General features: G+C 63.8%; 14 protein-coding genes. 5 read left to right on the forward strand and 9 right to left on the reverse strand.

Annotated features, from left to right (window positions below; all coding sequences use genetic code 11):
• Position 1 precedes the first annotated feature (1 nt).
• The 3 genes from BVU17_04680 to BVU17_04690 all read left to right on the forward strand — a co-directional run bounded on the left by BVU17_04680 (position 2) and on the right by BVU17_04690 (position 1,393).
• Positions 2-724, forward strand: a complete 723-nt coding sequence (locus tag BVU17_04680) for an SAM-dependent methyltransferase (protein ID AUG46846.1) — start codon at positions 2-4, stop codon at positions 722-724.
• A 76-nt stretch (positions 725-800) separates the two neighbouring features.
• Entirely contained in the window at positions 801-1,010 is a 210-nt protein-coding gene (locus BVU17_04685) for a hypothetical protein (protein ID AUG46847.1), read from the forward strand.
• 2 nt (positions 1,011-1,012) lie between these two features.
• Positions 1,013-1,393 (forward strand): hypothetical protein, encoded by a 381-nt coding sequence (locus tag BVU17_04690; GenBank protein ID AUG46848.1) that lies wholly within the window; start codon positions 1,013-1,015, stop codon positions 1,391-1,393.
• Here BVU17_04690 and BVU17_04695 read toward each other — a convergent pair.
• From BVU17_04695 to BVU17_04705, 3 genes are all read right to left on the reverse strand, one after another.
• Positions 1,374-1,985: a hypothetical protein gene (locus BVU17_04695; GenBank protein AUG46849.1), complete on the reverse strand. Its 612-nt coding sequence runs from the start codon at positions 1,983-1,985 to the stop codon at positions 1,374-1,376. The two genes, BVU17_04690 and BVU17_04695, sit on opposite strands and share 20 nt — an antisense overlap.
• 9 nt (positions 1,986-1,994) lie before the next feature.
• Positions 1,995-2,321 (reverse strand): transcription factor S, encoded by a 327-nt coding sequence (locus BVU17_04700; GenBank protein AUG46850.1) that lies wholly within the window; start codon positions 2,319-2,321, stop codon positions 1,995-1,997.
• Positions 2,322-2,439: 118 nt separating this feature from the next.
• Complete coding sequence (locus tag BVU17_04705) at positions 2,440-3,522, reverse strand: hypothetical protein (GenBank protein ID AUG46851.1); 1,083 nt, start codon at positions 3,520-3,522, stop codon at positions 2,440-2,442.
• Between the two features lie 134 nt (positions 3,523-3,656).
• On the opposite strand from BVU17_04705, the gene BVU17_04710 reads away from it, so the two are divergent.
• Both BVU17_04710 and BVU17_04715 read left to right on the forward strand, forming a co-directional pair.
• Complete coding sequence (locus BVU17_04710; protein ID AUG46852.1) at positions 3,657-3,944, forward strand: hypothetical protein; 288 nt, start codon at positions 3,657-3,659, stop codon at positions 3,942-3,944.
• Positions 3,945-4,094: 150 nt separating this feature from the next.
• Positions 4,095-4,295 (forward strand): hypothetical protein, encoded by a 201-nt coding sequence (locus tag BVU17_04715; GenBank protein AUG46853.1) that lies wholly within the window; start codon positions 4,095-4,097, stop codon positions 4,293-4,295.
• A gap of 619 nt (positions 4,296-4,914) precedes the next feature.
• On the opposite strand, the gene BVU17_04720 is transcribed toward BVU17_04715, so the two are convergent.
• From BVU17_04720 to BVU17_04745, 6 genes are all read right to left on the reverse strand, one after another.
• Complete coding sequence (locus BVU17_04720; protein ID AUG46854.1) at positions 4,915-5,685, reverse strand: amidase; 771 nt, start codon at positions 5,683-5,685, stop codon at positions 4,915-4,917.
• Between the two features lie 80 nt (positions 5,686-5,765).
• The gene (locus BVU17_04725) at positions 5,766-7,475 is read right to left on the reverse strand and encodes a glucohydrolase (GenBank protein AUG46855.1); all 1,710 of its coding nucleotides are present in this window, start codon (positions 7,473-7,475) and stop codon (positions 5,766-5,768) included.
• An 11-nt stretch (positions 7,476-7,486) separates the two neighbouring features.
• Positions 7,487-9,196 (reverse strand): glucohydrolase, encoded by a 1,710-nt coding sequence (locus BVU17_04730; protein AUG46856.1) that lies wholly within the window; start codon positions 9,194-9,196, stop codon positions 7,487-7,489.
• Positions 9,197-9,293: 97 nt separating this feature from the next.
• Positions 9,294-10,376 carry a peptidase gene (locus BVU17_04735; protein ID AUG46857.1) on the reverse strand — a complete coding sequence of 361 codons (1,083 nt, stop codon included), beginning with the start codon at positions 10,374-10,376 and terminating at the stop codon, positions 9,294-9,296.
• 131 nt (positions 10,377-10,507) lie between these two features.
• On the reverse strand, positions 10,508-11,467 hold the full coding sequence (locus tag BVU17_04740) for a nucleoside hydrolase (protein ID AUG46858.1): 960 nt from the start codon (positions 11,465-11,467) through the stop codon (positions 10,508-10,510).
• Positions 11,468-11,582: 115 nt separating this feature from the next.
• On the reverse strand, positions 11,583-12,596 hold the full coding sequence (locus tag BVU17_04745) for an ornithine cyclodeaminase family protein (protein ID AUG46859.1): 1,014 nt from the start codon (positions 12,594-12,596) through the stop codon (positions 11,583-11,585).
• Position 12,597 lies beyond the last annotated feature (1 nt).

Raw genomic sequence — 12,597 nt, forward strand, 5'->3', positions numbered from 1 at the left:
CGTGGCGTACCTCTTCGTCCACGAAGACCGCGAGTACCTGCTGGACCCCGGCGAGCGGTTCGAATCCGACCTCGGTATTTTGGAGGTGCCCGAAGACGTTGAACCGGGCGATGTCGTCGAGACCCATCTGGGGACCAGCTTCACCGTCCGTCGGCTGCGCGGCCCGGACCTGTTCACCCACCTCGAACGCACTGGCGCGCCGATGATGCCCCGCGACGTGGGGCTGGTCGTCGGCAAGACCGGCGTGGCAGCGGCAGATCGCGTCCTCGACGCCGGTACCGGAACAGGCATCCTCAGTGCGTACATGGGCCGTATCGGCGCGGACGTGGTGACCTACGAACAAGACCCCGAGTTCGCGGAGGTCGCGCGCCAGAACATGGCGGTCGCGGGCGTCGCGGACACTGTGGAGGTCCGGACCGGCGACATCACCGATGACCTCGACGACCTCTCGGGCTTTGACGTGCTGACCCTTGATACCGAGGATGCACCGACCGTGGTCGAGCGAACGCCCACGCTGCTGGAACGGGGCGGGTCACTGGCGGTGTACTCCCCGTTCGTAGAGAACACGCGCGAGGTCGTAGAGACGGCCACCGAGGTCGGCCTCGACGGCGTCGAGACGCTCGACACCATCCAGCGGGAGATGGACTTCGACGACCGCGGCTCCCGCCCCTCGACCGGCGGCGTCGGCCACACCGGCTATCTGACGTTCGCGCGGCGTCCCTGACAGAACCTGTCAGTTCTGCCGAACCCCTGTTGTTGGGGTCGACTTTAAACATGTATGAGTACGTATGGGATACTGCATGAGCGAATCAGAGACGCCGATGGAGACGACAACCTGGCCAGACCTCGCAATCGGTCTCTACGACCGCCTGACCGGACGCAATGCGGAAATAACGTACGACTTCGACGACATGGAAGTCGACGTCCCGAGCAAGGCCGGCGAAGACGCCGAGCACGCTCGCTGGCGGGTCGACGGCACGCTGACTATCACGACACGCGATAACGACTGACAGTGGCCACGACGACGAAGGCGGTCGGCGATCTGTTCGACCTGCTCGAGCGAAAGCCAGACCTCCTCGTCGACGCCGATCTGACCGTCGAGCGGGACGGGGTCGCGTTCACCGTCCGGGGATACGACGACTTCGTCGCCGTCGACCTGCCGTCACTCGGGGCGGCGGTCGCCATCTGGCGGGACCGGCTGGTCGGAGGACCGGACGCCGCCGCGGCGCTGGCTGCTGCCGGACTGACGGCCGAAATCCGGGTCCGAGGCGCACCCGTCGCCCGCCTCGGTGTGGACGCCGTGCCGAGTTCGCTCGCGAAGCGACTCGGCCTCGGGCCGGTCCAGCTGTTCCTCGACGGCGCGCTCCTGGCGATTACGCCACGGCGCGGATGAGGGCAAGCAGTTCGGTCCGGTAGTCCGACGGCGACCGCCGGAGCCGCTCCGGCGGGTTTTCGACGTTCAAAAGTGTCGCCAGCGACCGGTCAGGGTATGCGCCGGCGGCGATGCGGAACCCATCGCCGTGCCAGACGCCGACCCAGCCGGTAATCGACAGCGTCGCATCGACCGGTTCGAGGTCGAGTTCGGCGCTGTAGGTCCGGAGCCGCGCCCGGTCGCCGCTGTCGACGCGGACCCGTTCCCGCCGCCCGCGCTCGATGGATTCGAACCCTCTGTCGGCCAGTTCCTCGGCGAAGGCCGACTGTGCTTCAGAGCGGACCGTCGGGAGAATCATCGCCGGCCCGACGCCGGGCGCAAGCGGCGGTGTAAACGACAGTGCGGTGGCGAAAAAGAACCGCCACTGGTGGTCGAGTCCGATTGCTTCCCGGACCGCCGCGCGTGTCTCGGCGGCGTCGTACACTTTCGTCGCTCCCTGGACGCGCGCCGTCGGTAGCTGAAAGACCGTTTCGACGCTCTCGTCGACGAGCTCCCAGCCGCCGTCGCGTAACTGGTCGGCGGGCACATCCGGGAACGCGGGGTCAGTGGGCACGGTCCGGCCTCAGTGGTCGTCCTCTCGCCACTTGTGTTCGCACTCGGTGCAGGTGAAAAAGCGTGTTTCGGACTCGTCGGCCGCGCGTATCTGCTTCATCTCGTAGAACGCTCGCTCGTTGCCACACTCTGGACAGCGTGCGCCCGTCGTCGGCCCCATGTCTTCGGCATCGACTTCGGAGGTGTCGACGACTTCCGACTCCTCCTGGCCCTGCGTGGTGACGGCCATTTCCTGTTCGGTCTCGGCGTTTCGAGCCTTCTCGTAGCCGCAACTGCCACAGACCCAGCGCTCGTCGTCCGTTTTCATCATCGAACCGCATTCGTCGCAAAACTCCATTGTAGTACCACCATTTGCTTGCCGGCCGTGTTAAACACCCGGTTTCGACCGAACCGCTCTGTCTCTCCGTGTCGCCGTACGCTGTGAGACGAACAGCAAAATCGGACTGGCGACCGTCTCAGTCGTTGCGAACCCACGCCGAGCAGGCTTCCATGTCGTCCATGACCTCACCGTGGAACGAACAGTACGGCTCGATGTCGCCGTCCTGCATCACGTACTCGAAGTGTCGGCAGTTCCCGCAGTAGGTGTCTGGCTCGCCCTGATGGACCGCCGTCTCGGTAATTGCGTCGTGCCCCGTCGTCGCCGTGCCGCCATCGGTCGACGGCGAGGCTTCCGGGCCGGCCTCAGCTATCCTCGGGTCGAGCGCGTTCTCAGAGGGCCCACTCTGGTCCCTTCGACGCGACGCGGTGTTTTGCTGCCCGGTGTTCGAGCGCGCGTTTGCCTGGCGGCCCGACTCCGTCGCTGCGCCGCTGTTCGACCGTCGCTGGGACCGCGTGTTGCGGTCAGACTGCGTGTCGGTCGACGGTTGGCGGTGGCGGCCGTTGACCGTGCGCGCATCATCCGAGGGCTGTCCGGTCCCGCCGTCGCTGACAGCACCGCTCGCTCCCGGTCTATTCGTCTGCGTCTCGACTGTGCCCTCCGGGTCCTGTCCGAAAAACCCGATGCCGCCCAGCCCCGGGAGCGTTCGGGCTTCCTCAACGAGGCGAATCGTCCCTTCCTCGGTCACTTCCATGCGTGCCGTCCCACCGGGGTCGTTTCGCGTCTTGAACGTCGCGAGCGACGCGAACAGACACCAGAACGTCGTCACGATGCCGGCGAAGTAGACGACGCCGGTAAGTAGTGCCAGCAGCGGGTCGTTGCTGGTCCAGCTGTAGGGATACAGCGACTGGAACAGCCAGACGCCGACCGCAGCGACGCCTGTCCCGCCAAGGGCAGTCAGCCGGATTCGTCGACTGGCCGGCAACACTGCGAACACGCCGAGGATAACCGACGGCAGCCCGAGGCCGGCGATGATGCCGGCGATTTGTCTAGCTGCGTAGGCGTCCAGCCCGTATCTGTTGCCGACGGTGGTCGTTGCGAGTGCGATTGCCCCGACGAGTCCGGCAACACCAACGAGAAACAGGACTGTCCCGACGAGTTGCTGGCGGCGCGATGCGACGCGCCCAACCTCCCCTTCGTACACGTCGGTGAGACTAGTCATGCAGTACACTACTGCTACATCCGATAAAACTACCCGTCAGACACACGCATGACGCGGGCACGCGCGAACGCGGCTCTGAGGGACACGCGAGCCGTTCCGAAAGCACTAATCGGACCCACGGGCACTGTTCGGGTATGAGCGACGACGAAAGCGAGGACGCGGAGGAGCCGGCTGTCGAACTCGGCGACGGACCTGACGTTGCCGGTGCGCCGCTGGCCCGCGTCTCGGCCCGGCTCACCTGGGGCATCGAACACAGCACCATCGTCAGCCGCGAAGGGGACACGACGATTCGGACGCCGGACGGCCCGCAGGAACTCGCAACGGTGCTCGAGGACGTCGACATCCCGTACTTCGCCGACCGTCAGGAGTTCGAAAGCGCGGTTCGGGACGTCATCGGGACCGGCCCCATCCCGACCGAGTGAGGGCGGGAACGGACTTCTGTGGAACCAGCACGACCCATCCCAGTTACAGCTGCTGTGATCTGTGCGGCGTGTGTTATCACCCCCTTATACTCGCGGTCCGATATCGCGTCGAACCACAGGCTTTGATAGCGTCTGTTGCGGAGACAGCGTGTGTTCCACAGAAGTGGCCTCTCCTGGAAAGAGCGGACCGCATTCGCGATCTGGGGACTCGGGGTTATCATCGTTCTCCGGACTCTGTACGACGTATTCGGCGTGGCAGGGCGAGAATTAGCTATCGCGGCTGGTGTCCTGGTTTTTGGCTCGTTCTACGGCGTCTTCATGCCAGTCTGGCGGCGGTTCTCAGCGGAATGACTCACACGAAGAACCGGCGGGACAGACACAGCGGCGTCACCGTTCCGACGCAGTTGGATCCACTATCGTAACGCCACAACGCAACAGTTTGCTACCTGTTACCGCATATTTTCGAGCGCATACACCGTGTCGGAGATGAGCCATTCCGTCTCACAATCGGCGTGCTCGATACTGAGCGCGTTGAAGGTCTCTCGTCCGTCATCAACCGTTATTTCGAACGCTCGGCTACGAAGCGACTCGGGATGGGGACTCGGTGGGGACACACATCTCCATCATAGAGTGGGACCGATAAACGAGTCGATTCGCCGCGACAGGCCCATTACGCGCCGATTGGCCGCCGTCTGGCGATTGGTTATGAATCGCCCGACTCGCTCACTTCGGCTCTGCCGCGGCGCTTGCCGAACAGGTACGCGGCCACGACGAGTGCGAGGGGCACGACGAGAAACATCCCCATCGTGACGAGCATGACGACCATTTCAGTAGTACCGGGCATCCCGGGAAACAGGAGGAGGGCCATACGCCCCGTACATCCGCCTGTCTCAAAAGTCCAACTCAGGGTCCACTGTTTAGCGTCGGGCACGCAGACCGGGAATCGCGTTCTACCACCGGCAGCCCCGCGTTAGACGTGTGGCTTCGGCAGGAGGTCGTCGAACGCTTGCGCGTCCAGCCACTCACAGAGCCTGACGAGCTGTTCGGTCGCGGCCTCGAACATCTCCGCGCCCTTTTCGGCCGTGGCATCGGTCTGGTCGCCCAGAACACCGTTATCGGTGTTATCAGCGGCGTCGTAGAAGGTTCGCGAGCCGTACTTCTTTGTCTCGGCTGCCGCAACGCTCGGAATCCCACCGTCCCGTGCGTCTTCGAGGCGGTCGTCGTGAACTAGGTCGGAGCGCAGGTGTTGAATCATGGCCGTTTCTTTCGGGCCGCCGTGTGGTCCGTTCTGTTCGAACAGGTCGTCCACGAGGTCTGGGATGCTCTCGTCCCACATCCACTCGATGGCGTACAGCACTTCGTCGTCCCGGAGCCGACGGCCGACCTCACGGAGGTGCTCGACGTTCCCACCGTGAGCGTTCACGTAAATGACCCGGTCGATGCCGTGGTAGGCCAGATTCCGTGTGAATGACTCGACGTAGTCGCGAAACACCGGCGCGTCGACCCACATCGTCCCGTTGAACTGTCTGTGATGGGGGCTCACGCCGACGTTGATCGTCGGAGTACAGAGATAGCCCGTCCTGTCGGCGGCTTCTCTGGCGAAGGCTTCCCCGATGAGGTGGTCCGTCGCCAGCGGGAGATGCGGCCCGTGTTGTTCAGTCGACCCCAGCGGCACGAGCGCGAGCGACTCCGTCTCGAAATAGTCACCGAGGTCCGGCCAAGTCTCGTCGGCAAGGTACATACCACTGCTGGTGACGGGCGCGTCTTGAATCTGTGCCTCTTGATGACCGTTTCGGTGGGAGTGCCATAGGGCGACGGTTGTCAGTCGAATAGCTCGTAGACGCGAGCCTCATACGGTGCAAGCGTCACCGTTTCCGGATCTGCGTCGTCGCGGTCGTAATTGCCCTCGAGCAGCGTCGCATCGGCGTACTCGACCGGGAGTGCAACGGTTTCGCTCCCGTCATCGAAGTGCAAGACGACCAGAACACGCTCGGTTCCCGCGTCCGTCGACAGCGACCGCGTGAACGCGAAGACGGTTTCGTGGTCGGGGAGCAAGTCGGTGTAGTCTCCGTACACCAGCACGTCCCTGTCGGAGCGCAACTGGATGAGTCGCCGGTAGTAGTTGTAAACGGAGTCTTCGTCCGTTCGCTGGGTAGCGGCGTTGATATCCCTGTAGTTCGGATTGACCTTTATCCAGGGGTCACCGTCGGTGAAGCCGGCGTTTCGGGAGTCGTCCCACTGCATCGGTGTCCGGGCGTTGTCGCGGGTCCGGTAGCCGACGACCTCTCTCACGTCCTCGTAGTCCTCGACATCGTCTTGCCCGAGGAGTTCCCGCGCGTGGTTGATGGCGTCCACGTCACGGAGGTCGTCCATCGTCTCCCAGTCGGCGTTCGTCATCCCGAGTTCCTGCCCCTGGTAGATGTAGGGCGTGCCACGGAGCATAAGGACGAACGTCCCGAGCAGCGTCGCGGATTCCCGGCGGTAGTTCTCGGGGTCGCCGTAGCGGGAGACGCTCCGCGGCTGGTCGTGGTTCTCCCAGTACAGGGCGTTCCAGCCGTCCGCCGCCAGCCCGTCCTGCCAGCGGTCGACGATGGTTTTCAGCTCCGGCAGGCTCCAGTCGCCGACCGACCACCGCTCGCCGCCGTCGTAATCGAGCTTCGTGTGCTGGAAGTGAAACGCCATGTCCAGCGGGCCGTCCGTGCCGGCGTACTTGCGGGCCGACTCGACAGTGAGCTGTGGCATCTCGCCGACAGTCATCACGTCGTAGTTCGACAGCACCGACTCGTCCAGTGCCGTCAGATACGACGACAGCTCCGGCCCGTTGATGAAATGCTCGGAGCCGATCCATTCGCTGTCCGGCTCGCCGTCGGGCAGCCCCTCGACTTTCGACAGAAGGTTGATAACGTCCATCCGGAAGCCGTCGATGCCCCGCTCCAGCCACCACTCGATGGTGTCGAAGACGTCCTGCCGGACGGCGTCGTTGCGCCAGTTCAGGTCCGGCTGTGAGGTGTCGTACAGGTGGAGGTAGTACTCGCCGCGCTCCTCGTCGAACTCCCAGGCGGAGCCCCCGAAAAAGGACTCCCAGTTGTTCGGCGGCACGGGCTCGCCGTCCGCGTCAGTGCCGCCCTCGCGCCAGATGTAGTAGTCCTCGTACTCCGGGTCGCGCTGTCGGGACTTCTGGAACCACTCGTGTTGGTCTGACGTGTGATTGACGACGAGGTCCATGACGAGCCGCATATCTCGGTCGTGGACTTCCGCGAGCAGCGCTTCCCAGTCGGCCATCGTTCCGAACTCGTCGTAGATTGCCTGATAATCGCTGATGTCGTAGCCGTTGTCTTCCTGTGGAGAGTCGTAGACTGGATTGAGCCAGATAACGTCGACGCCGAGGTCGGCGACGTAGTCCAGTCGGTCGACGATGCCCTGCAGGTCGCCGACCCCGTCGCCGTCGCTATCGCTAAAACTGCGTGGGTAAATCTGATAGACGACTGCTTCTTTCCACCATTCGCGGTCCAGTTCGCCGTCGGAAAGCATCTGCGATGACATCATTGTTGCTCTGAGAGTTCGTAGAGGCGCGCTTCGTAGGGCTGCAGTTCCAGGTCTGTGCCGTCGTGGCTGCTGGATTCGACCGCCGTGTCCAGTTCGTTCCCGAACAGCGGTGTTGCCTCGGCCTCGACCGGGACCGAGACGCGTGTGGCCGTCGGTGAGACGTTCAAGACGACCAGCACGTCGTCGACATCGACCGCCGGGTCGTCGAGCGTGCGCCGATAGGCGTACACCGTCTCGTGGTCGGGCAGTAATAGTTCGTATTCGCCGTACACGAGCACGTCCAGGTCGCTCCGGAGGTCGATGAGGTCGCGGTAGTACGACAGAATACCGTCTTCGGTCGCCTCGGCCGCAGCGACGTTCACCTCCTCGTAGTTTGGATTGACCTTTATCCAGGGGTCACCGTCGGTGAATCCGGCGTTCCGGGAGTCGTCCCACTGCATCGGCGTCCGGGCGTTGTCCCGCGAGCGGAACTCGACAACGTCGCGTGCCTCGTCGTAGTCGTCGATATCACCCGACTGCAGGGCGAGTTCGACGCGGTTGGACGCGTCCGCGTCCCGGATCTCCTCGACTGACTCCCACGGGCAGTTCGTCATCCCGATCTCGTCGCCCTGGAACAGGAACGGCGTCCCCTGATGTGTGAGCAGGAAGGTCGCCAGCAGCGTGGCCGACTCCTCGCGGTACGCCTCGTCGTCGCCGAAGCGGGAGACGATTCGTGGCTGGTCGTGGTTGCCTAGGTAGACGGTGTTCCAGCCGTCGAGTTCGGTCTGCCACTCGGCCATCACCGACTTCAGCTCGGGCAGCGACCAGTCTTCGATAGTCCACCACCCTTCCTGCTGGTCCAGCAGCATGTGCTCGAAGTGAAACACCATGTCCAGCGGTCCGTCGGCGCTGACGTAGTCACCGGCGGTGTCGACGTCGATATCGACGCACTCGCCGACCGTCATCGAGTCGTAGTTGTCGAACGTTTCGGCGGCCATTTCTTCGAGGAACTCCTGTGTCCGAGGCCCGTTAGCGAACTGCTCGATACCGACCCATCCGGTGTCCGGGTCGCCGTCGGGCAACCCTTCCGGCTTGGATATCAGGTTGATGACGTCCATCCGGAAGCCGTCGATGCCCTTCGCCAGCCACCAGTCGATCATCTCGTAGATGTCCGAGCGGACCTCGGGATTCTCCCAGTTCAGGTCCGGCTGGCGCTCGTGGAACAGATGGAGGTACTGCGCCCCGACCTGCTCGTCGTAGGTCCAGGCCGACCCGCCGAAGCCGGTGGTCCAGTTGTTCGGGGGCGCGGGGGTACCGTCCTCGTCGGTGCCGCCCTCGCGCCAGATGTAGTAGTTGCGGTAGCCATCCTCGTCTCGGCGCGAGCGCTGGAACCACTCGTGGTCGTCGGAGGTGTGGTTGACGACCAGGTCCATGACGAGTTTCATGTCCCGGGCGTGAATCTCCTCGAGTAGCTCCTCCCAGTCTTCCAGCGTGCCGTACGCCTCGTGGATGGCGCGGTAGTCACTGATGTCGTAGCCGTTGTCGACCTGTGGTGACTGATACACCGGGTTGAGCCAGATGACGTCGACGCCGAGGTCAGCGACGTAATCCAGTCGGTCGATGATACCCTGCAAGTCGCCGACGCCGTCGCCGTCGCTGTCGTTGAAGCTCTGTGGGTAGATCTGGTAGACGACCGCTTCCTTCCACCAGGCGCGCGCTGCGGTCATACACAGGGGTAGCCTGAGCCGTTCCTTAAACCCACGGATTCATACAACACCTGTTGTAAACACTCTCTCCACAATCGGAAACAGTGTTCCAGCGCCGCTACAGCTCAAGCACCGTGTGCCGCGGCAGTTCGAGGTCGTAGCCGACCGCCGAGACCGTCTCAGTCGGCCAGTCGCCGGTCCCGGACAGCAGTTCGACGTCGTCTGCAGAGACGAGATACGTGTCCTCGCTCTTCGTACCGGCGATAGTCGGATTCCAAGCGTACCCGTGTGGCAGCGCGACCTCACCCTCGTGTCCGGGCGTGGCGATCCATTCGCGACCGGCGAAGCCCGTCGCACCGCCCTGATGATGATTCTGCCACTCGCCCTCCCAGCCGACCTCGGCGTAGGCGTCCTGTATCGCGCCGAATACGTCGCCCGCTGTGCCGCCATCTCGGCCAGCAGCCTGTGTCGCAGCCAGCGCAGTGGTTTCGACGCGGGCAGCCTTGCGGGTGCGCTCCATGAGCCACTCCGGCGGGTCGAACGCGACCGCTCGGGTGGTGCTGACGTGGAGGCCGTTCCGCTCGACGGTCACCGACATGAGCGCGTAGTCACCGAGTTCAGCGTCTGTCGGGGTGTAGTGTCGGTAGGATTGTGCTCGCTCGGCGCTGCCGACGAGCACAACGGGTGTGGCGATGCCCCGGCCTTCGAGCTTCTGTCGGAGCACCGCGGTCACATCAAGCTCGGTGTGCGACGGCTCGACGTTCCGCGCGACAGCCTCGACTGCTTCGGCCGTGTCTCGCGCGAGTTCGCGGCACTGCTCAATCTGGGTCTCGGTCAGTGGCTGACGGAGACGCGCGGCGTCAACTGATTCAAAGCCGGGGACATCGAAATCAGCCGCCGCCGGGGTCGGACTCGCTTCAGCGACGGCTTCGGCCAGCGACTGTGCGTGCCAGTCGAATGTCTCGACGGCCACGTCGCTGTCGAGTTCCTCGTCGCGGAGCCGCGGCGCTTCGATGTTGTCGGTGACGACCCGTACCTCGTCGCCGTCGTAACCTGCGGCGGCGACGCCAACGCCGACCTCCCGGTCGACGACGTTGTCACCACCGCCGGTGAGCCACGCGAAGGAGTTCGGTCGGGCGAACCAGACGGCTTCGAGCCCCGCTGTCCGGAGGTACCGGTCGAGACGGTCTGTAAGCGTCATACCCTGACATGCCGCCGGCCCCCAGTAAAAACCAGGGACAACACGCGGCACCGGGACTGGTGCCACAGGTCTCACACAGCGGCAACGACGACACACCGTCCGTTACTCTCGTGTTCGCCTCCGCTCCTGACTCACTCGGTGATGCCGCTGTCGGGGTCTCGGGACTGGAGCAGCGAGTACATGACTGACTGGAAGGCGTCGCTATCGACGGACTCTACGACGTGGGTATTCGGGTCGCTGTCGGTCACACCGTTGACATCGACGCTGGTGTACCCACGGGTGAGTCCCTCGCGGTCGTCCACCGTAACGTGATACGTCGACACCGCCTCGCGGAGTTCCGGGTACGCAAACAGCGCGGCGGTGACACTGTCCGGGAGTGCCGTCCACCCGGGGTCATCAGGGCCCTCACTGTTGAACGCCCGGGCCTGCGCTGTCACCGACTCGAAGAACGACGCCAGTTCCGTGTCGAACGCCGATACCGCCTCGAACTCGGGAGTGCCGAACACTGCGTCCCGAAGGCACACGCCCCAGTCGACGAGCGTCACCTCGAAGGCGTCGAACACACGCTTGGCGGCGTCGGGATCGACCCACAGATTGAATTCCGCGGCGGGGGTGACGTTCCCTGCACAGTTGACGTTCCCGCCCATTACCCACACTTCATCGACGAGGTCTGGCAGCTCGGGCTCGCGGGCGTACGCCAGCGCCAGATTGGTCAGCGGGCCGATACAGAGCAGCGTGATTTCACCCGGGGCCGCCCGACAGCGGTCGACGATCTCGTCGGGGCCAAACCCCGCCGCCGATTCGATGCCGGTGTCGGGGAACACGTCCCCGCCGAGGCCGTCCTCGCCGTGAATGTACGTCGCGTGTTCGAACTCCTTGAGAAGCGGCTGTCTCGCCCCTTCGTAGACGGGCACGTCGAGTGAATCGGCGAGTTCGAGCGTATACTTCGCGTTCTCGACTTCTCTGTCGAATGGAACGTTGCCGGCGACGACCGTGATTGCGTCGACAGTAATCCGGTCACTGAGACAGGAAAGCAAAATTGCCTGTGTGTCGTCGCCCGCGGTATCCGTGTCGATGATGACGCGTCGCATACCCCCTCGTCGGATGGCACATACAAATGATACCGGGCCACAACTACGTGCCACATCGACACTGCGTCGCTCGATACCACTGTAGAGCGACTACCGGTGCTGTAGACCGGCGTACTTACACCATTTCGAGGCGGTGTCCGCTGTCGTCACCGAGCGATTCGTACACGATACGTGCGGCAGCGATGTCCTGAATCGCGAGGCCGGTCGAGTCAAAGACGGTATTCCCGGACAGGTCCTCGCGACCCGACGCGCTCCCGACGACGATCTCGCCGAGTTCGGCGTCAATATCCGACTCGTCGATATCGCCTGTGCTCCATGGAACGTTTATCTCGCCGGAGTGGGTCGTCTGTTCGAAGTCGTCGATGACAAGTGTCGCCTCACGGATAACATCGGTGTGGAGTTCCTGCTTCCCTTCGGCGTCGGCACCCATGGCGTTGACGTGGGTGTGCTCCCCGAGGTCCTCAAGCGTGACGATGGGGTCTTCGACCGGCGTGACCGTCGACAGGACGTCACACTGGGCCGCCTCAGAAATCGTGCCGGCGCGCACGTCGAACTCGTCGCCGAACGTGTCGATAAACCGCTGGACCCGGTCGTCATCGAGGTCGCTAACGACGACGGACTCGATCGGTCGCACCTGCGAGATGGCCTCCAGTTGCGTGTAGGACTGGACGCCGGCACCGATGATGCCCAGCGAAGATGCCCCCTCGATAGCGAGGTGGTCCGTCGCCACGGCGGCGGCCGCACCGGTTCGCTTCATCGTCAGCGTCGTCGCGTCCATCACGGCAAGCGGGAAGCCGCTCTCGGGGTCCGTGTATACGAGTGTCCCCATCACGGTCGGTAGGTCGAACTCGTCGGGGTTGTCCGGGTGCACGTTCACCCACTTGATGCCCGACGCCTCCCAGTCGTCCGTTTCGAGGTATGCCGGCATCGACCGGAAGTCCCCGTTGTGCTGTGGCAGGTCGATGTAGGACTTCGGTGGCATCTGCGCCGTGTCGTTTTCGTATGCGGCGAATGCGGCCTCGATGGCCGGGACGAGGTCCGCCATCTCGACGGTCGCTTCGATGTCCGTACTGGGAACGATAGTCGTCTGGTTGTGCTGTCGTGCTGTGGAATAGAGTGAATTGCTCATA

The organism is Haloarcula taiwanensis, from assembly GCA_002844335.1.
Taxonomy (GTDB): Archaea; Halobacteriota; Halobacteria; order Halobacteriales; family Haloarculaceae; genus Haloarcula; species Haloarcula taiwanensis.